At 28.7% G+C, this 20,388-nt stretch carries 19 protein-coding genes; 7 read left to right on the forward strand and 12 right to left on the reverse strand.

The features are described from left to right. Window positions 1-47 precede the first annotated feature (47 nt). From fabG to ACWYN7_RS10230, 4 genes are all read left to right on the forward strand, one after another. Window positions 48-794 carry a 3-oxoacyl-[acyl-carrier-protein] reductase gene (fabG, locus tag ACWYN7_RS10215; protein WP_462859833.1) on the forward strand — a complete coding sequence of 249 codons (747 nt, stop codon included), beginning with the start codon at window positions 48-50 and terminating at the stop codon, window positions 792-794. Between the two features lie 221 nt (window positions 795-1,015). Continuing rightward, window positions 1,016-1,225 (forward strand): hypothetical protein, encoded by a 210-nt coding sequence (locus ACWYN7_RS10220; protein WP_462859834.1) that lies wholly within the window; start codon window positions 1,016-1,018, stop codon window positions 1,223-1,225. Between the two features lie 237 nt (window positions 1,226-1,462). Next, the gene (locus tag ACWYN7_RS10225) at window positions 1,463-3,436 is read left to right on the forward strand and encodes a VWA domain-containing protein (RefSeq protein ID WP_462859835.1); all 1,974 of its coding nucleotides are present in this window, start codon (window positions 1,463-1,465) and stop codon (window positions 3,434-3,436) included. A 65-nt stretch (window positions 3,437-3,501) separates the two neighbouring features. Beyond that, complete coding sequence (locus ACWYN7_RS10230; RefSeq protein WP_462859836.1) at window positions 3,502-4,332, forward strand: prohibitin family protein; 831 nt, start codon at window positions 3,502-3,504, stop codon at window positions 4,330-4,332. Between the two features lie 340 nt (window positions 4,333-4,672). On the opposite strand, the gene ACWYN7_RS10235 is transcribed toward ACWYN7_RS10230, so the two are convergent. The 5 genes from ACWYN7_RS10235 to ACWYN7_RS10255 all read right to left on the reverse strand — a co-directional run bounded on the left by ACWYN7_RS10235 (window position 4,673) and on the right by ACWYN7_RS10255 (window position 8,657). Further along, a complete protein-coding gene (locus ACWYN7_RS10235) occupies window positions 4,673-5,176 on the reverse strand; it encodes a nuclear transport factor 2 family protein (protein WP_462859837.1) in 504 nt (167 codons plus the stop codon). 72 nt (window positions 5,177-5,248) lie between these two features. Then, a complete protein-coding gene (locus ACWYN7_RS10240; protein WP_462859838.1) occupies window positions 5,249-5,974 on the reverse strand; it encodes a head GIN domain-containing protein in 726 nt (241 codons plus the stop codon). A 96-nt stretch (window positions 5,975-6,070) separates the two neighbouring features. After that, entirely contained in the window at window positions 6,071-7,771 is a 1,701-nt protein-coding gene (locus tag ACWYN7_RS10245) for a PspC domain-containing protein (RefSeq protein WP_462859839.1), read from the reverse strand. Then, window positions 7,764-8,108, reverse strand: coding sequence for a PadR family transcriptional regulator (locus ACWYN7_RS10250; protein ID WP_068358205.1), 345 nt, complete (start codon window positions 8,106-8,108; stop codon window positions 7,764-7,766). The genes ACWYN7_RS10245 and ACWYN7_RS10250 overlap by 8 nt, the downstream gene beginning before the upstream one ends. A 108-nt stretch (window positions 8,109-8,216) precedes the next feature. Further along, on the reverse strand, window positions 8,217-8,657 hold the full coding sequence (locus ACWYN7_RS10255) for a DUF4870 domain-containing protein (protein WP_462859840.1): 441 nt from the start codon (window positions 8,655-8,657) through the stop codon (window positions 8,217-8,219). Between the two features lie 231 nt (window positions 8,658-8,888). Between ACWYN7_RS10255 and ACWYN7_RS10260 the strand changes: the two genes are divergently transcribed. Further along, window positions 8,889-9,344 (forward strand): DUF4442 domain-containing protein, encoded by a 456-nt coding sequence (locus tag ACWYN7_RS10260; RefSeq protein ID WP_462859841.1) that lies wholly within the window; start codon window positions 8,889-8,891, stop codon window positions 9,342-9,344. A gap of 25 nt (window positions 9,345-9,369) precedes the next feature. Here ACWYN7_RS10260 and ACWYN7_RS10265 read toward each other — a convergent pair whose 3' ends face one another. Beyond that, window positions 9,370-9,522 (reverse strand): hypothetical protein, encoded by a 153-nt coding sequence (locus ACWYN7_RS10265; RefSeq protein WP_462859842.1) that lies wholly within the window; start codon window positions 9,520-9,522, stop codon window positions 9,370-9,372. Window positions 9,523-9,893: 371 nt separating this feature from the next. On the opposite strand from ACWYN7_RS10265, the gene ACWYN7_RS10270 reads away from it, so the two are divergent. Next, window positions 9,894-10,742, forward strand: a complete 849-nt coding sequence (locus ACWYN7_RS10270; RefSeq protein ID WP_462859843.1) for a TIGR00266 family protein — start codon at window positions 9,894-9,896, stop codon at window positions 10,740-10,742. 70 nt (window positions 10,743-10,812) lie between these two features. Here ACWYN7_RS10270 and ACWYN7_RS10275 read toward each other — a convergent pair whose 3' ends face one another. Then, complete coding sequence (locus tag ACWYN7_RS10275; protein ID WP_462859844.1) at window positions 10,813-12,075, reverse strand: helix-turn-helix transcriptional regulator; 1,263 nt, start codon at window positions 12,073-12,075, stop codon at window positions 10,813-10,815. A gap of 240 nt (window positions 12,076-12,315) precedes the next feature. After that, a complete protein-coding gene (locus ACWYN7_RS10280) occupies window positions 12,316-13,032 on the reverse strand; it encodes a YebC/PmpR family DNA-binding transcriptional regulator (protein ID WP_462859845.1) in 717 nt (238 codons plus the stop codon). A gap of 153 nt (window positions 13,033-13,185) precedes the next feature. Here ACWYN7_RS10280 and ACWYN7_RS10285 point away from each other — a divergent pair, with 153 nt between their 5' ends. After that, window positions 13,186-14,355, forward strand: coding sequence for a T9SS type A sorting domain-containing protein (locus ACWYN7_RS10285; RefSeq protein ID WP_462859846.1), 1,170 nt, complete (start codon window positions 13,186-13,188; stop codon window positions 14,353-14,355). Window positions 14,356-14,416: 61 nt separating this feature from the next. Here ACWYN7_RS10285 and ACWYN7_RS10290 read toward each other — a convergent pair whose 3' ends face one another. The 4 genes from ACWYN7_RS10290 to ACWYN7_RS10305 form a co-directional block, all read right to left on the reverse strand. Next, the gene (locus ACWYN7_RS10290) at window positions 14,417-15,604 is read right to left on the reverse strand and encodes an acetate/propionate family kinase (RefSeq protein ID WP_462859847.1); all 1,188 of its coding nucleotides are present in this window, start codon (window positions 15,602-15,604) and stop codon (window positions 14,417-14,419) included. A gap of 2 nt (window positions 15,605-15,606) precedes the next feature. After that, window positions 15,607-17,700: a phosphate acetyltransferase gene (gene pta / locus ACWYN7_RS10295; RefSeq protein WP_462859848.1), complete on the reverse strand. Its 2,094-nt coding sequence runs from the start codon at window positions 17,698-17,700 to the stop codon at window positions 15,607-15,609. A 100-nt stretch (window positions 17,701-17,800) separates the two neighbouring features. Then, the gene (locus ACWYN7_RS10300) at window positions 17,801-19,429 is read right to left on the reverse strand and encodes an acyl-CoA carboxylase subunit beta (RefSeq protein ID WP_462859849.1); all 1,629 of its coding nucleotides are present in this window, start codon (window positions 19,427-19,429) and stop codon (window positions 17,801-17,803) included. A 72-nt stretch (window positions 19,430-19,501) separates the two neighbouring features. After that, window positions 19,502-20,388, reverse strand: an 887-nt coding sequence (locus tag ACWYN7_RS10305; protein WP_462859850.1) for a T9SS type B sorting domain-containing protein, incomplete at its 5' end; no start/stop codon positions are given.

Below are 20,388 nucleotides of genomic sequence, written 5' to 3' on the forward strand. Positions count from 1 at the left end.
GTTTTTTTATTTTAGTATATTTGATGTCTTAAAAACAACTAAACTATATGAAATTACTAGAAAATAAATCAGCAATAATAACTGGTGCAACCAGAGGAATAGGTAGAGGAATTGCTATTGAATTTGCAAAACAAGGTGCAAATGTAGCTTTTACGTATAGCTCTTCTGTAGATGCTGCAAAAGCCTTAGAAGAAGAATTAAAAGCTTTTGGTGTTTCTGCAAAAGGGTATCAATCTAATGCTGCTGATTTTAATGCTGCTCAAGAATTGGCTAAAGAAGTGCAAAAAGAATTTGGTGCAATAGATATTTTAGTAAACAATGCAGGTATTACCAAAGACAATTTGTTAATGCGTATTTCTGAAGAAGATTTTGATAAAGTAATCGAAGTTAATTTAAAATCTGTTTTTAACCTAACTAAGGCAGTTATTAGACCAATGATGAAACAAAGAGCAGGTTCTATTATAAATATGAGTTCTGTAGTTGGTTTAAAAGGTAATGCTGGGCAAACAAATTATGCAGCATCTAAAGCTGGTATTGTTGGTTTTTCTAAATCAGTAGCTTTAGAGTTGGGCTCTAGAAATGTTAGAAGTAATGTTATTGCTCCTGGTTTTATTGAAACTGAAATGACAGACAAACTAGATGAAAAAGTGGTGCAAGGTTGGCGAGATTCAATTCCTTTAAAAAGAGGAGGTAAGCCAGAAGATATTGCGAATGCTTGTGTGTTTTTAGCATCTGATATGAGTGCTTACATTACTGGGCAAACTTTATCTGTAGATGGAGGTATGTTAACCTAAAATTTAAATTAAAATACGTTTATGAATTATAAATGTTAAAAATATAGACTAATTTTTGTTCTAAATAATTAGTTGATAAATACTTAACACCTGTGAAAACAGGTGTTTTTTTATTCGTCTATATTAAAACGCCAATCATCTAACTTAAAAGATTACTTATCTAAAATTTAAATTTAGGGCTCAAATGCATAGTATCTTTACACTGTAAAACAACAAACACTATGAAAACTCAAGAATTTACAACAAGACAATTAGAAGTAATTAACGAATTAAAAAACGAGCATTTAACAAGCTTCCAAATTTTAAAAAGAAGTAATAATTTTTCTTTAATACTTGGAGTTTACAATGTTTTAGACGAATTAAAAAATATGGGAATATTACAGAGTTATATGAAACAAAATGTAAAATATCATTACATAAAAACAAGTTAAATTCATTACTCTTAATTAAATCCTTTAAAATACCACCCTAAAAATAAAACCATAGTACTCCTAAAAGTACACTCAAATTTATCCCTAAGTAAATTTGAGTTTTAAGAATTACCTACAATATTTAACGTTGTAGGTTTTTTCTTTTTCAAATAGTTCTCATATCTTTCCCATAAAAACAAACTATTGCAGTCAACTTTAATTTTATACCTCATTTTAGCCTTGTTATTTAGCTTTGCAATGGCGTACTTTCAATATTATTTGAAAGTAAAAAATAAACTAAAAATTGCAGTTATTCTATTTGTTTTAAAAGGATTAGGTTTGTTTTTGTTAATTTTATTATTGATAAATCCAAAAATAGAAAAGACAGAAACCACCAATATTAAACCAATTTTATCATTATTAATAGATAACTCTAATTCTGTTTCTTTTTTTAAAGAAGATAAAAATGTAGCCAACTTTATTAAAGAATTAGAAAATAATTCTCAAATCCAACAAAAATTTGATGTTCAAAAATTTTCTTTTGCAAATGATGTAAAAGTTTTAGATGGTTTAGATTTTACCAAAAAACAAACCAATATTTCTAAAGCTATTTTGGGTATTAATGAGTTGCAAAAAAATAAGATTTCTCCTATTGTTTTAATTTCTGATGGAAACCAAACTGTGGGTCAAGATTACGAATTTATAAATACAGATCAATTAATTTATCCAATTGTAATTGGTGATACTACAACATATGTTGATGTTAAAATCAGTCAATTAAACGTAAATAAATACAGTTATATTAAAAATAAATTTCCTGTAGAAGTTATTTTAAATTACGAAGGGAATGAAAATGTAACCACACAATTTTCAATTTCTAGCAAAGGAAAAACTGTTTTTAGAAAAAATGTTCGTTTTTCAGCCTCAAAAAAATCGGCAACAGTTGTAGCAAATTTAACATCAACAGAAGAAGGTTTGCAATATTATACTGCATCTATTTCTAAAATAGAAAATGAGAAAAATATTAAAAATAATACCAAAAGTTTTTCTGTAGAAGTTATTGATGAGCAAACAAAAGTCTTGTTATTAACTTCGGTTTTACATCCAGATTTAGGAGCTTTTAAAAAATCAATAGAAAGTAATAAACAACGCTCTGTAGAAATTTATCATATTGATAATTTTAAAAATAATATCCAAGAATATCAGTTAGTTATATTTTTTCAGTTAAACAATAAGTTTAATAAAATTATTGATAAAATTAAAGAAAACAACCAAAACTATCTATTGATTTCTGGTGCAGAAACAGATTGGAATTTCATCAACCAAAAAGATTTAGGTTTTCGAAAAAATGCAATCAATCAAACTGAAAATTATGCAGCAGTTTACAATGCTAATTTTCTAACTTTTTTACAAGAAGACATAGGTTTTAATAATTATCCGCCTTTAAAAGATAAATTTGGAGAAGTCAGTTTTACCAAAGAACACCAAACATTATTATACCAAAATATAAATGGATTAGAAACTGAGCAACCTCTTTTTACTGTGTTTGATGTAAACAATCAAAAAGGTGGAATTTTGTTAGGTGAAGGTATTTGGAGGTGGAGAGCAAACAGTTTTTTAATGTCTAATTCTTTTAGAGATTTTGATAAATTTATTGGGAATATCATTCAGTATTTATCATCAAACAAAAAAAGAAATCGTTTAGAAGTAGAAGCAGCATCTTTGTATGCTGCAAATACCACCATTCATATTTCTGCTTTTTATACCGATAAAAATTATCAATTCGACCCAAGGGCTAGTTTAGAAATTAGCATTACCAATACAGCAACAAAAGTAGTAACTAAAGTTCCTTTTTCTTTAGTAAATAATGCTTTTCAAACAGAAATAGAAAATTTAAATACTGGAGATTATACCTATACTGTAACTGTTTTAGGGCAGAATATTCGTAAATCTGGTCGATTTAAAATTACCGATTATAATATTGAAGAGCAATTTACCAATGCAAATCATCTAAAACTTCAAAAACTAGCAAATAAAAGTGGAGGAAAGCTGTATTACAAAAATCAATTCGATAAAATTACCCAAGAGTTGTTAGAGAATGAGGCTTTTTATACGGTTCAAAAATCAACTAAAAAACAAGTAAATTTAATTGATTGGCAATGGATTTTATTCTTTGTGATTGCCCTATTTACTGCAGAATGGTTTCTTAGAAAATACTTCGGAAAAATATAAAATTCATATCCATTGGGTTTCACCAATAGAAATTGTAAATTTGATAAAATTTAAAAAATATTAAAATGGCAAATAATCAGATGGAATTAAACTTCCCAAAAGGTGGAATATTCCTAATTATAATTGCAGTAGCTGCAATCATATTATTCTCAAAATCTACAGTAACCATTGGTCCTGGAGAAGGTGGTGTAATTTTTGAAACTTTAGGGAAAGGTATTAACACAGAAAAATCTTATGGAGAAGGTTTTCATATTGTTTTACCATGGAACAAGATGATTGTAAGAAAAGTACGTCAGCAATCTATTTCAGATGAAATGAATGTACTTTCTGTAAACGGATTAGAAGTAAAAGTAAATGGTACAATTTGGTACGAACCAGAATTTGAAAATTTAGGAAAATTAATTAAAACTAAAGGAGAAGATTATGAGCGCGAATTGTTAGATCCTGCAATTAATGCAGCTGCCAGAAGTGTTGTAGGTAGATATACACCAGAGCAATTGTATTCTAGTAAAAGAGATGTTATTGAACAAGAAATTTTAGATGAAGTTCAAATTCTATTAAAAGATCAATACTTATCAGTAAAAAGAGTTTTAGTAGAAGATGTAAAACTACCCACTACAATTAGAACTGCAATTGAAACCAAATTAAAACAAGAACAAGAGTCTTTAGAATATGAGTTTCGTTTAGCAAAAGCTAAAAAAGAGGCTGAAAGGCAAAAGATTGATGCAGAAGGTAAAGCAACTGCAAACAAAATTTTAAGTGCATCTCTAACCGATAAAATTTTACAAGAAAAAGGAATTGAAGCTACTATAAAATTATCAGAATCGCCAAATAGTAAAGTAATTGTTATTGGTTCTGGAAAATCTGGAATGCCAATAATTTTAGGTAATCAATAAGAAGTGTTTTTCTTTTAAGATATTAAAAAATCTAGCTTTTGGCTGGATTTTTTTTTGTAATCTAATTTTCTGGTTAATTTACTATTTTGTGGCTGGTAATTTCGTTTTTTAAAATTATAAATAGGTGTAAATGGTCTTAAAGTTTTACAAATTCCATCAGATTATAACCTTTTAATTACATTTTAATTTCAATACTATTTCTATTCAAACAAATTACAAATAATATAAAAAAAGTAAGCGCCGTTTTTTTAAAAACGACGACTTACCAAGTAAACTAATAAAACCAAGTATTAGTACTGTTATTAGAGTTAGCTATTCTAATGTCAGTTTTTTAAATATTTTAATGAAGACTAATTACTTTGGTAATTGTCCATTTTTCATGTTCTTTTTTCCAAGTAACAATAAATTTACTGGGAACCGATTTTGCATTTGGTTCTTCTTTATTGTAAAATTTATGATAACCAATTTCAATTGCACCATAATTATGTATTGGGTACACTTCTACGCTGCCTTTAATTAAAGTTCTGTTTACTTTATTACAGATATTATCTTCTATAGATTTTAAAAGTTGATTTTTGTCTGATAATAAACCGCCTTTATCATGATAAAACTCGATATTATCATGATAAATAGCAGCCTGAGTTTTTATATCGCAGTTATTATAAGCTGTAAAATAAATACTATCCATTTTTACAATATCATTGTATAATTTAGTATTTGTTATTTTATATTCAGGTATTTCTTGTACTTGAGCAGCAGTAAAAAAGCTATGCAAAAATAGGAGTATAGCAATAAATATTTTTATAATAAAAGCTTCTTTAAAAGAGTCTATAAATGAGTTCATAGCTAGTTTTTGTTGAAATCTCAAGGCTGTTTCCAGCCTCAAGAAATCTTTGGTTGATTGATAATTTTGTAATTATTTGGCAGAAATACTTCCACCAGAAGAAGATTTTTTATTCACTTGTTTTGGGCTTCCTTTAAAGTCAATATCTCCTCCACTTGTAGCTTTAGCATCTATACTTTCTGATGCATAAACATTAATATCTGCACCACTTGTAACCTTTGCAGTTACATTTTTACTTTGCAAATCGTAAGCATCTATAGAAGCACCACTTGTAGCGCTTGCAGAATGTTGGTTTGTAACACCAGATATTTCTATATCAGAACCACTTGTTGCACTACTTGAAACTGAATTTGCATCTAAAGCCATTCTAATATCTGCACCACTTGTTGCGCTAACAGAAATGTTGTTTACTTTTAAAGTTTCTTTAGTATATACATCAGAACCACTTGTAGCAGTAACCCCTTCTAAAGTTTCTACAGTAACATATACTTTTCTTGCTTTTGCTTTCCAGATATTTTTTTCTGAATAAATTTTTAAAACCCCATCATTAATTTCTGTAATAATGATGTCTTGTAAATTTTCATCTGCTTCTACAGTAATTTCTGTTGATTTTCCTTGAGAAAGATATAAATCTAAGCCTGTGCTTACTTTTATTTTAGTAAAATCTTCTTTTAAGTTTCTGTCTTCAGTAATTACATTTCTGTTTCCGTTAATTCTGTTAAACATATTAACATTACAAGAAGTTAAAAATGTAGCTAAAAATAAGATTGATAATAGTGTTTTGGTAGATGTTTTCATGGTATTTGTTTTATTTTATGTTGTAAAGGTCATTTATTAGACGCTTAAAAAGAAACAAAGGTTACTCAGTTGTTGTTTTTTTAGGCTGAATTGTTTTTAAAAAGTTACTTCTAATTCAGATTCATTTTCTTCATCCATGTCATCTTCTTGTTCTTTAAATAAATCATCACAATCTGTACATTTTAAAGTTTTATTAGTCATTTTAAAATGATGATTTGCCATGTCTTTGTCTCTAATATCACCTTCATTCTTAACATTCTCTAAAAAGTTTTTTACAGAATTATCGAAATAAATGGTAACATTTTCTGGTACAAAAACTGTAATTTCTATTTCTTCATCCTTCCAAATATTTTTAAAAGAAGATAAATAGTATGCATCAAAAATTATTGTGTTGTCTTCAATTTTATAATTGTAGCTTATTCTTTTTGCATTATTACTAGCATTGCCTTTGTTTTTTCCTTTAGATTTTTTTAGGATGATGATATAGCTTTCATCAGAATTACTTTTTTTAACATCAATATTTACATGGTTACTGTAAACCATTTTTTGATTATCGATAAAAACTTCTTCTCTATACGTATTCGATCTTAAATTATGTCTGTAAAAAATTTCATCATCATTAATAATCTTTAGGTTTAAAGTATCATTCTCTACAATATTTAAACTCTTTTTTTCTGATGATTGTCCGTAAATAGAATGCGATGTTCCAAATTCTATACCCGTAAAAATGATGACTAATAAACATACAATCCAAATTCCGGAAAGCGTTAAAGAGGTTGGTTTGTTTAACTTTTTTACATTGCTAGATAAAATTCTTAAACCTAGAATAAATAATAGTAAAAACGGAATACCAATCAATAAAAAACAACATAATGTTAACAGCCAAGTTGGTAAAACTGAACCGTAAAAAAATGGTGGATATTGTAAATGAGCATCTACATTTAACCATTCTAAACTTCCTACAGAAAACCCTCCAATGATTAGAGATAAAATAACAGCAGCAGAAATAAAAATTATAATAATACCTATAAACTTACCAATAACCCTAAAAATGGCTAAAATAATTTTACCAATGGTATCTAAAAAATCACTTGCTCCGTTATTTTTTTTTGTCTTTCCCGAAAAAGTTTTACTCATTTTATCAGAAAACTCATTAGCACCATCTTTTATTTTTTCTGATGCTTCTTTGGCTACCACACTTACTTTATCTGATACATTGTTAAATTCTTCACGAATCTTTTTTTCAATATTATCGATATTTACAGGTTCTCCTTCCATTTGTAATTTTTCTGAAGTAGTTTTTGCTTCAGGTAATAAAATCCAAAGAATTATGTAAAGTAATACACCAAAACCAGCACCAAAGAATAAGGCTAATAAACCTAAACGAATCCAAATGGTATCTATATCAAAATAATGTGCAATTCCAGAAGCAACACCTCCAAGAAATTTGTCATCACCATCTCTAAATAATTTTTTACCAGAAGCGCTATTTCTTTTGTAAGAATAACTAGAATCGCTGTAAGATTCTTCTGCATCTGCATAATCTTCTGGTTGGCCCATTATTTTAATAATATCATCGATATCACCTTCATTTACAACCTGTCTTACATCCATAATTTTTTCTGATAAAAGCTCGCTAATTCTTGCTTCTATATCTGCAATTATTTCGTTTTTTCCTTGAGGATCATCACTTAAAGATCTAGAAATCGATTCTAGATATCTTCGTAATTTCTGATAGGCAATTTCATCTATGTGGAAGAAAAATCCGCCTAAATTTATATTTATGGTCTTATTCATTTGTAGTCGATTTTTTACTAGTTACTTGGTGTACTGCGTTTACTAAATTATTCCATGTTTTGCTTAATTCTTTTAAAAACATGCCTCCGTTTTCGGTTAAAACGTAATATTTTCTTGGTGGTCCAGAAGTTGATTCTTCCCATCTATAAGTTAATAACCCTGCGTTTTTTAAACGAGTTAGTAGTGGATAGATAGTTCCTTCAACCACAATCATTTCTGCACTTTTTAGCGTAGAAAGTATTTCAGAAGTATAAGCATCACCATTTTTTAGGATGGATAAAATACAGAACTCTAAAACACCTTTTCGCATTTGCGCTTTTGTGTTTTCAATCTTCATATATTGTGATTTATGTACTCATTCCAAATCTTATCATCATAATAAAACGTCGAAGAGTGTTTTTTGTTAATTATTATTGTTTTATTTCTTATCATTAAATAGTTATCATTATTTAATAAATTTAATGGTTAATGGGTATTTGTAATTTTCGCCTTCTCTAGCTTTAATCGATGCTATAATTACCAGTGCAATACCAATAATGTAAACCAAACCAGCCACAGAACCAAAGCCTAAAAAACCAAATAGGTTGTGCGAATCGAAATCAAAATTTAGGTTGATGTTGTTCCAATTAAAATGACGACGATGACCATTAAAAATAGAGCTAAAAGCAAAAGGAATAAATAATATAGAAATTAGAAATACATAAAGTGTATAACTAATATTAAAATTTACAGCTTCTTTACCTTGTTCATCTAAAAATAAACTTCTGTCTTTTAGAGTTTGCCATGCAATTAAAGGAGTTATAATATTGCCAAAAGGAAACATAAAACCTGCAAATGCAGAAATATGTATTAAAAAGGCGTTGGTGTTATCGTTATTTTTTTTCATTTTCTAAAATATATAATACTTTCTTATGCAAATATATATCTTAAAAAAGGTATTATGCAATACATAGTACTATAATTAACATTATTTTAACAAATGAAATTTGGAATTAAAACAAGTAAAAAGACTGAAACCTGCTGTTATTACTGTATTTTAATATAATTTAGCTATCTTGCATTTTAATTTTTACAAAAAATTAAAAATATTATTAAAATCAATTTTAACAATTAATCGATGAAGTTTACACCAGCCAAAGTCAATTTTTTTAACCTAATAAAGCTGCCTTTAGCCTATTTTGGAGGTGTAAGAGTAAAGTTAATTACAGATTCTGAAGTGGTGGTTACTATAAAACATAGATGGATGAATCAAAATCCATTTAAAAGTATGTTTTGGGCTGCACAAGGTATGGCTGCAGAAATGCCAACAGGTATTTTAGTAATGAAAGCCATTTACGATTCTAAAAGAAAAGTTTCGATGTTGGTTACGCACCAAGAAGCAGATTTTTATAAAAAAGCTACTGGTAGAATTACATTTATTTGTTCAGGTGGAAATGAGATTAAAGAAGCAATTCAAAAATCTATAAAAACTGGAGAAGGACAAATGATTATTTTAACTGCAACAGGTTTTAACTCTGATGGAGTAGAAGTTTCGAAATTTCGATTTCATTGGAGTATAAAAGTTAAAAACTAATGGGCTTTACTCCATTTTTATAAGATTATTTCTTTTTATTAAGATTGTATAATTGTGGTCTTTGTTCTGTATAATCTAAATCTTGAAAAATTCCACAAGACACATTAGGTCTGGCTAAAGACTTTGTAATTTCGAATTCTTTAGATAGGGCTTCAATTTCTGGGGTTAAATATTTCATATTGATTGTTTAATTTTGGATCAAAAATAATTCTTTTGTTAAAAGTTGTAAGTTAATAAAACTTTAAAATTGAAAATTTTAGTTTAATTTAATGTAATTTTTAATCGATAATTGAAGCATATTTTAATTTTAAATTAATGCAAATTATACTATTAGAGTGGTATAAAGTTTGTTAATAGTTGTAATTTTAAAAAAAAAACACTAATATGAAAACTAAATCTCTCTACTTAGCTTTAATTACACTACTTTTCTTCTTTTATAGAAATACAGAAAAGCTTTTTATAGAAGCAAAATTTCTTAAATTTGAGAAATGATTATAATTTTTGTAACAAAAGTTTCATTTATCAATCTAATAAGTAAACTTAAATAATATGTTCCAAGATAGACTACCAAACAACCCATCAAACAGAAATAACAATTTAAACGCTCACGAAATAGATTATAAAATTTTCGGAGAAGAAATGCAATTTGTAGAAATAGAACTTGATCCACAAGAAGGTGTAGTTGCAGAAGCGGGTACATTTATGATGATGGATAATCATATTAAAATGAATACTATTTTAGGTGATGGTTCTAATCAAGATACAGGAATTTTAGGAAAAATATTTTCTGCAGGAAAACGAATTTTAACTGGCGAAAGTTTATTTATGACTGTTTTTACAAATGATGGTGTTGGTAAAAAGCAAATTTCGTTTGCATCTCCTTATCCAGGAAAAATAATTCCTATAGATTTGAATGAGTTTGGTGGTAAATTTATCTGTCAAAAAGATGCTTTTTTATGTGCTGCAAAAGGGGTTTCTATAGGAATCGAGTTTTCTAAAAAATTAGGAAGAGGTTTATTTGGTGGCGAAGGTTTTATCATGCAAAAAATGGAAGGTGATGGTTTAGGATTTATTCATGCAGGAGGTACAATGGCTAAAAAAGTTTTACAACCTGGCGAAGTTTTAAAAGTAGATACGGGTTGTATAGTTGGTTTTACCCAAAGTGTAAATTATGATATTGAATTTGTAGGCGGAATTAAAAACACCGTTTTTGGAGGTGAAGGTTTGTTTTTTGCAAATTTAACAGGGCCAGGTACTGTTTATATTCAGTCTTTACCATTTAGTAGATTAGCAGGTAGAGTGCTTTCTATGGCACCCAAAACTGGAAATGGTAGTAGAGGAGAAGGTTCTATTTTAGGAGGAATAGGAGATATTTTAGATGGAGATAACAGATTTTAAGATTTAAAATTACTCATAAAAAAAATCCCAACTTTTAAGTTTGGGATTTTTTTATATTATAGAAAAGTGTTTATATTTTTAATAAATATTCTCTTAAATCTACATCTTCGTGTAAATCCATTTTCTTTTTTATTCTATATCTGGCAGTTTGAACAGATCTTGGATCTATAGATAAAATTCTTGCAATTTCTTTGGTTTGTAAATGCAACTTAATAAACATGCAATGCCTTAATTCAGTTTCTGAAAGAGCAGGATGTTTTGCTAAAAGTTTATCAAAAAAGTTTTCGTGTACCGCATTAAAATGTTGTTTTAAAACTTGCCAGTCTTCATCATTTTCTAAAATGTAATCAATTTGATTATTAATGCTTTTTATTAAAGATTTATCATCAGTTTTTATCCCTTTTACATCAGCTTTAATCTCTTTAAAATATTGTTTATGATGCAATAAATTGGTAGATAATGAAATCATTTCTTTCTCTTTTTCTAAGTTTTTAGAGTTTAAAGAAACTATACTCGCTTTCATTTCTGCAATTCTTTTTTTATTATTCTGGATAATAAAATAAACGCCTACTAAAACTCCAAAAAGCAACATAAATAAGATAAATACTAAGATTTGTAGGCTTAATTTTACATTTTCTAAACTTTCTTTTTTGTTTAATATTTTTTCATTTTCGAATTTTAAATTTAAAAGTTCAAGTTTATTGGCTAATTCTTGGTTTGTTTTATTCTTATTTTCTACTACAAAAGACAATACATCTGAATTGTTATGGCCAATTAATTCTAAACTAAAAATACAATCACTAGAGGTTACATAAGATTGATGTACAGAAATGGCAATGGTATTTTCGCCTTCCTTAAACACATTTTGATCAAAAAAATGTTGGAAATATTTATGCTCCTCTTTTCCTTTAACTGTACTAATGGCAAAAGTTTTGTTGCTTATTGTAGAGTTCGGCATATTATCTCTAAATAATTCTTTACCATTTATATAAACAACAGCTCCATCGTCTCTTAATAATTTAAATTCGTAAGCTAAATGAAGGTTCTTTATAAAAATTTTCTTCGCAAAATATTTTGTTATTTTTCTATCTTCTCTAACTACTTCTGTATAAATTGTAGTGATATTTTTTTTATCTCCATAACCAATTGGAGAGATGCCAGATTTCCAATCAGAGAAATCTAAATCTTTATACCAATCATTATTTAAGTAATCTTGATCGTAATAATGCCAATTTTCTTCATTTTTTATTAAAATATCTTGAGATAAAATTGAAGAAATATTTAGAAAAATGACAAGTACACTAAAATATTCTATTTTGTTAAGATTTTTCATTTTTTTTGGAAAAATAAGCTGTAAAGCGTAAATATAGTAGTTTTATAGTTATAAATAGACTTATGTAGTAGCTTAGTTGTGCTAAAATTTTAACATTTTTAAAATACTATACTATATTTGTAGTATTAATAATAATTATTAATGTATTGAATATTGGGGGATATTTTACATTAAATTAAAAAAGTCGTGATTTTTAAAAATCACGACTTTTGCTTTTTATACTAAAAGGATGAATGCTAGTTATTCTTCCATAGAATGATAAACTGAATTTACATCATCATCTTCTTCTAATTTTTCTAATAGTTTTTCTACATCTGCTTTTTGTTCATCATTTAATTTAACAGTTGTAGTTGGTATTCTTTCAAAGCCTGAAGATAGAATTTCTATATTATTATCTTCAAAGTAAGATTGTAAAGATCCAAATTGCTCAAAAGGAGCATAAACAATAATGCCTTCTTCATCATCAAAAACTTCTTCTACCTCAAAATCGATTAATTCTAATTCTAACTCTTCCATATCAATAGTAATGTCTTCTTTCTTTATGGTAAAGTTACAAGTATGGTCGAACATAAATACAACTGAGCCAGAAGTTCCAAGACTACCATTGCATTTGTTAAAAGCAGCTCTAACATTTGCTACTGTTCTATTGTTATTATCTGTTGCAGTTTCTAAAAGAATAGCAACTCCATGTGGTGCATAACCTTCAAACAAAACTTCTTTATAGTTGGCAGTATCTTTGTCTGTAGCCTTTTTTATAGCGCGTGCAACATTGTCTTTAGGCATATTTGCTGCCTTTGCATTTTGTATAACTGCTCTTAAACGTGAATTTGAATCTGGGTTAGGACCACCTTCTTTTACTGCCATTACAATGTCTTTACCAATTCTGGTAAAAGTTTTTGCCATTGCTGACCAGCGTTTCATTTTTCTTGCTTTCCTGAACTCAAATGCTCTACCCATTTCTATTGATTTTTTAAATGCACACAAAGGTAAAAATTAGCTATTAGTCTTGCAATATTTTTAAAGTTTGATATTTAAAATATACCTAATTGTAGTGATGAAATTTTAGAATAAGCTTTCTAAATTTGAATTATAATATAAAACTTAAACACTATGAAAAAAATTACATTTTTATTGCTTACATTTTATTCTTTTGCCTTGATTGGGCAAATAAAATTAACATCTGCAACAGATGAGTATTTTGATGGTACAAATTGGACTAGCAATTATAAAACTTTGTATACCTATGATGCTAATGGCAATTTATTAACTGAAGAATATGTTTTTAAATCGAACCCATCTATTGATGTTTGGGTAACATCTAGTAAAACAATAAATACATATAATGCCAACAATAAAATGATAGAACAGGTATACGAAGATTGGGATACTTCTACAAATACTATTTCTTACTCATTTAAAACAGTTTATAGTTACAACACTCAAAATAATTTGATAGAGTTTATAGATTATGAATTAGAAAATAATCAATGGGTAGTAGATTCTAAACTAATTTTGAGTTACAATTCTGATAATCAAATTACAACAGGAATTTATTACTTATGGGATGGATCTAACTTTGTATTAGATAGTGATGATAGTGAAAAAACAACATTAAATTATAATAGCGATAATCAGTTGTACAATATTGTTGTAGAAGCTTGGAATGGTTCTGCTTGGGTTATGGATTATAAAACGGATAATACGTTTAGTAATGGTAAGTTAGTACAATCGATAACTTCTACCTATAATGGAACTAGTTGGGTAAATGATTATAAAATTGACTATACTTATGATAGTAATGATAATAAGCTGAGCGAAACATACAGTGAGATAAATAATGGTATTTGGGAAGCCAATTACCAAGATACTTTTGTATATGATACAACAAAATTATTATCTGATTTTATTCATCCTTTTAAAGATAAAACAGGAATAGAATATTTATTTGAAGGGAATTTTCCATATAAAAATAAGTTAGTTAGTAGTAGTTACAGTGATAATAGTAGGGTAATTTATAACTATGGAGAAGCCACAGCAAACACCAAAGAAACAGTTCTGTTAAATTTTGAAGTTTATCCAAACCCTGCAACTTCTTTATTAACTATAAAAGATCATAATTTTACAATTAAGAAAATAGAATTGTATAATGTTCTTGGTAAAAAAGTGCTAAGCACTACCGAAAACAAAATTAATGTAGCTCCTTTAGTTTCTGGTGTTTATTTAATGAAAATAGAATCAGAAGAGGGTAATTTTGCTACAAAAAGAATTATAAAAAAATAATTGGTTCCCCAAATAAAAAGGTATTTCTGAAAACTATTGTCTTCAGAAATACCTTTATTTTTTACTTAATTAAATGATAAGATTGTTTCGCAATCTCAATTTCTTCGTTAGTTGGTATAATTAAAACCTTAACTTTAGACTCGTCCGTTTGTATTTCTCTTATTTCTTTAGAACGGATGCTATTTTTATCATCATCTAAATTAATGCCTAAAAAATCTAAATTTTCGCAAGCTAATTTTCTCATTAAAGCCGAGTTTTCTCCAATACCAGCTGTAAAAACAATTGCATCTAGTCCGTTAAGAATTGTAGCAAAAGAACCAATGTATTTTTTAATTCTGTAAGCAGCTAAGTTTAAAGCATTTTGGCAATCTTCATTTCCGTTTGCTGCTTTTTCAGAAATTTCTCTTAAATCAGAAAAACCCGTTAAACCTTTCATACCAGATTCTTTCTGTAACAAATTATTTACTTCATCTGCAGATTTGTTTAGTTTTTTCATCAAAAAGAAAACTACTGAATGATCTATATCTCCAGACCTAGTTCCCATAATTAAGCCATTTGTAGGAGAGAAGCCCATAGAAGTATCTATACATTTGCCTTCTTTTACAGCAGCCATACTACAACCATTACCCAAATGAATGGTAAGTATATTTTTAGAATTTTGATCACCTAAATATTCAATTGCTTTTTCAGAAACGTATTTATGACTCGTTCCGTGAAAACCATAAGCTCTTATTTTATGCTCATTTAAATAAGAATTGGCAATGGCATATTGATATGCTTTTCTAGGCATAGTTTGATGAAAAGCAGTATCGAAAATTACAATTTGTTTGGCAGCAGTAAAAATAGTTTCAGCAATTTCTATTCCTGTTAAATTAGCAGGATTGTGTAAAGGTGCTAAATCGAAAATATCTCTGATGTTATCTTTCACTTCTTGATCTACTACTACAGTTTCGCTAAATTTATCTCCACCATGAACTACTCTATGACCAACAGCCTCAATTTCATCAACAGAATTAATAACACCAACATTTTTATCTAATAAAGCTTTGGCTACTTTTTGTAAACCAATTTCATGATTTAAAATTGGTAAGGTTTCTGTAAATTCTTCATTTCCTTTTTCGTGAGTAAAAATGGCATCTTGCATACCAATTCTTTCTACAATACCTACACACTTTACAGTTTCTTCAGGCATTTCTATCAATTGGTATTTTAATGATGATGATCCTGCGTTTAAAACTAAAATTTTCATAACTATTTTTGTTCTGCTTGAATTGCGGTTAATAATACTGTATTAAAAATATCGTCTACTGTACAGCCTCTACTTAAATCATTTACAGGTTTGTTTAAACCTTGTAGCATTGGGCCAATTGCTAAGGCACCCGTTTCTCTTTGTATGGCTTTATAAGTGTTGTTTCCTGTATTTAAATCTGGGAAAATTAATACAGATGCTTGCCCAGCAACTTTAGAATTTGGCATTTTAGTTTTTGCAACAGACATGTCTACAGCAGCATCGTATTGAATTGGTCCTTCAATTTTTAAATTAGGATTTTTTTCTTTTACTATTTCTGTTGCTTTTCTTACTTTTTCTACTTCTTCTCCTTTTCCAGAACTACCTGATGAATAAGACAACATAGCTACTTTAGCTTCTATACCAAAAGCTTCAGCAGATTGTGCAGAAGATATTGCAATTTCTGCCAATTGTTCTGCATTCGGATTTGGATTTACAGCACAATCTCCCATTACAGAAACTCTATCTGATAAACACATAAAAAATACTGATGAAACTACAGAAACACCAGGTTTTGTTTTTATCAGTTGTAAAGAAGGTTTTATAGTGTGCATTGTGGTATGCACAGCTCCAGAAACCATACCATCTGCTAAACCATTCATAATCATTAAGGTTCCGTAATAAGAAACATCTCTGGTTAAATCGTTGGCAGTTGTTTCTGTCATTCCTTTATGTTTACGAGCTTCGTATAAAGTTTTTGCAAAATCATCATTATGAATAGAATTTTCTGGATTTAGAATATTAATATTGTCTAAATCGATTTGTAATCCTATTTGATCGCATTTTAGTTGTATTGTGTTTTTATCACCTAATAAGGTTAAATCTACAATATCTAATAGTTGTAAACGTGCAGCAGCTCTAATAATTCTTTCATCATCTCCTTCTGGCAAAACAATGTGTTTCTTTTTAATTCTTGCTTTTTGCAATAAATTATATTGAAACATACTTGGTGTTAACTTGTCTGATTTATGTGATGTTAATTTATTTGTTATTCCTTCTGCATTCACATATTTATCGAAAGTATCTAAAGACAATAAAATCTTTTTTTCGTGAGTTGCATAAATTTTAGATTTTACTGAACCAATTTTATTGGTGATTTTAAATGTACCTCCATCAGCTAAAATAATTGGTACCGTAGATTGTACACCTTCTATTAATTTAAGTATAGATTCTTCTGGCGTTAATGTACCCGTTAAGATTATACCCGCAATTTTTGGATAATTACTAGAAGCATTTGCTTGCAACGCACCCAAAATAATATCTGCTCTATCTCCAGGAGTTACTACTAAAGCATTTTCTTTAATACGAGTTAAATAATTACGCAATTGCATGGCCCCTGTACTATAGCTACCAATAGCATTGTCTAAAAATTGTTCGCCAAATAAAACACGTCCATTTAAAGCCTGAACTACTTCTTTTACAGTTGGAAATGCTAAGAAATCTACTTTAGGAATAATGTCTATTTGTAGATTTTTTGGGAAGCTATTTTTTAGTTCTTTGCAGATGTATTCTACTTCGTCTTTTTCAATTTTATTAGCTACAATACCAATTACATCTACTTCTTTATTGATAAAAGATTTGTAGGTTAACTGCATTGTGTTGATAAAATCTTTCTTCTTTTTGCCATTACCAGCACCAACGATTAAAGCTGGTACATTTAAGTTTTTGGCAATCATTAAATTAACATCTAACTCAGTAAAACCACCCTCACCAGAAAAATCTGTACCTTCTACTAATACATAATCGTATTTTGCTTCTAATTTTTTATATTTTTTGATGACATTGTGAATTACATCATCAGATTTTCCTTCACTTAATAACTCTACAACTTCACTTTGTTTGTACGCATAGCAGTCATCATAATCGATATCTAAATTAAAAAAATTAATAGCAGTATTGGTATGGTCATCATACTTACTGTCTTTTACTTCGTTAATAATAGGTCTAAAATAACCAACTTTAGAAGATTTGGTTAACATCATTCTTAAAAGACCTAAAGAAATTAAAGATTTACCACTATCAGATTCTATAGTAGCAATATAAATAGCTTTACTCATGTTTATGATAATTTGTTAGGTTACAAAAATAATAGTTATACGAAGTGTTATTTATGATAATAGTCATTAAATACAGATAAAAAATAATCCCAATTTTTTATTAAACCTGTAACACCCCCATGTTAAATTGCTTTTCAATAGGTGCATGATTAGCAGCTTCTATACCCATAGAAATCCAAGTTCTTGTTTCTAAAGGATTTATTACTGCATCTGTCCAAATTCTTGCTGCTGCATAATAAGGTGAAATCTGTTTGTCGTAGCGCGATTTTATTTTATCAAATAATTCAGCTTCTTTTTCTGGAGTAATTTCTTCTCCACGTTTTTTTAAGGAAGCTGTTTCTATTTGCAATAACACTTTTGCAGCAGAATTACCACTCATTACAGCCAGTTCTGCACTTGGCCAAGCTACAATTAATCTTGGGTCGTAAGCTTTACCACACATTACGTAATTACCTGCTCCATAAGAATTACCAATAACTATCGTGAATTTTGGAACTACAGAATTACTCACTGCATTTACCATTTTTGCACCGTCTTTTATTATGCCTCCATGTTCTGATTTAGAACCCACCATAAAACCAGTAACATCTTGTAAAAAAACTAAAGGTATTTTTTTCTGATTGCAATTGGCAATAAATCGTGTTGCTTTATCTGCAGAATCGTTATAAATAACTCCACCAAATTGCATTTCTCCTTTTTTAGTTTTTACTAATTTTCGTTGATTGGCAACAATACCAACAGCCCAACCATCAATTCTTGCATAACCAGTTATAATAGTTTTTCCATAACCTTCTTTGTATTGTTCAAACTCAGAATTATCTACCAAGCGTTTTATGATTTCTAACATATCATATTGCGCATTTCTTTCTTTTGGTAAAATTCCGAAAATATCGTCTTCATTTTCTTTTGGCGGAAAAGCTTCTGTTTTACTAAAACCAGCTTTATCATAATCACCAATTTTATCAACAATAAACTTTATTTTATCTAAAGCATCTTTATCATCTTTAGCTTTGTAATCTGTAACTCCAGAAATTTCGCAATGTGTTGTTGCGCCTCCTAAAGTTTCGTTATCAATGCTTTCACCAATTGCAGCTTTTACTAAATAACTACCTGCCAAAAAGATACTTGCAGTTTTGTCTACAATTAAAGCTTCATCGCTCATAATTGGTAAATAAGCTCCACCAGCAACACAGCTACCCATAACTGCAGAAATTTGGGTAATACCCATACTACTCATTATAGCATTGTTTCTAAAAATACGACCAAAGTGTTCTTTGTCTGGAAAAATTTCATCTTGCATTGGCAAATAAACACCTGCAGAATCTACCAAATAAATTATCGGAATTTTATTTTCAATGGCTATTTCTTGTGCACGCAAATTCTTTTTTCCTGTTATTGGAAACCAAGCACCCGCTTTTACAGTTGCATCATTAGCCACAACAATACATTGTTTGCCTTTAATGTACCCCATTTTTACAACTACACCTCCAGAAGGACAGCCACCATGTTCTGCATACATATCATCACCTGCAAAAGCTGCTATTTCAATTGATTTTGCATTAGTATCTAAAAGATAATCAACTCTTTCACGAGCTGTCATTTTTCCTTTTTGATGATGTTTGTCTATTCTTTTTTGTCCACCACCTAATTTTACTTTGGCAAACCGTCTTTTTAAATCAGAAACTAAAAGTTTGTTATAATCTTCGTTTTTATTGAAGTTGATATCCATCTAAATCGATTTCTTAAGTTTATGCTAAATTAAGAAATAATAGTGGCTTTTGTTAACAAAAATTTTGGCTTTCTATTTTCTTAAGAGTGAGAAATTTCCTTTTTTGTTGATGGTGTGTTTATTAGTATCTGCAGGAATTAGCGTAATATTATACCAGTAATCATCAGAAGGGAGTAGTTTGCCTTGATACATTCCATCCCAACCTTGGCTGTCTATAGGTTCTTGAGCCACTAATTTACCATATCTATTAAAAATATTGATACTTGCATTCGGATAAAACGTTTTATTGGCTCCTTTTACCACCCAAGTATCGTTATTTCCATCACCATTTGGGGTAAAATATTTTGGAAACTGAATTACAGAAACCTCTAAAGTTGTGTCTGGTGAGCAACCATTTTTATCATTTACAATAATGGTGTAAATTCCACCCTCTAAATTTTCGAAAAGTGGTTCATCCTGAAAACCAATCATCGGAATTCTTTCATTATTTTCAGTGGTATTGATAATGGCAAATTGATAATCTCCAGGACCTAAATCGTTATTGATAAGATCAATAGAAATGGATAAATTATCTTCGCTACCAATATTGTTAGATTCATCAATTATGGTGATAAAACTACTCTCTAAAGTGGCAATATTTGATGCATTTACTTCAATAGTTTCTACTCTTTCGCAAAAAGTACCATTGGTTGTTGTAGCTGTAACTGTGTATTTGCCAGCAGTGGTTACATCAATATTATCAACAGAAGTTGTGTTTAAAGTGTTTCCATTTTCGTCTTTCCAAACATAAGTGTACACATCTCTTGGGCTCTCTACAGCAATGTTTAAAGGCAAATCGTTTAAACATAAAATTTGAGGAGAGGTCACCATAAAATCGGGTAAAGGATTTACAATAACATCAAAAGTAGCATCGTCATTTACACAAAGTGTTTGTTTGTTTTGTATGCGTACAAAAAATG

It is taken from the genome of Polaribacter sp. M10, assembly GCF_054968445.1.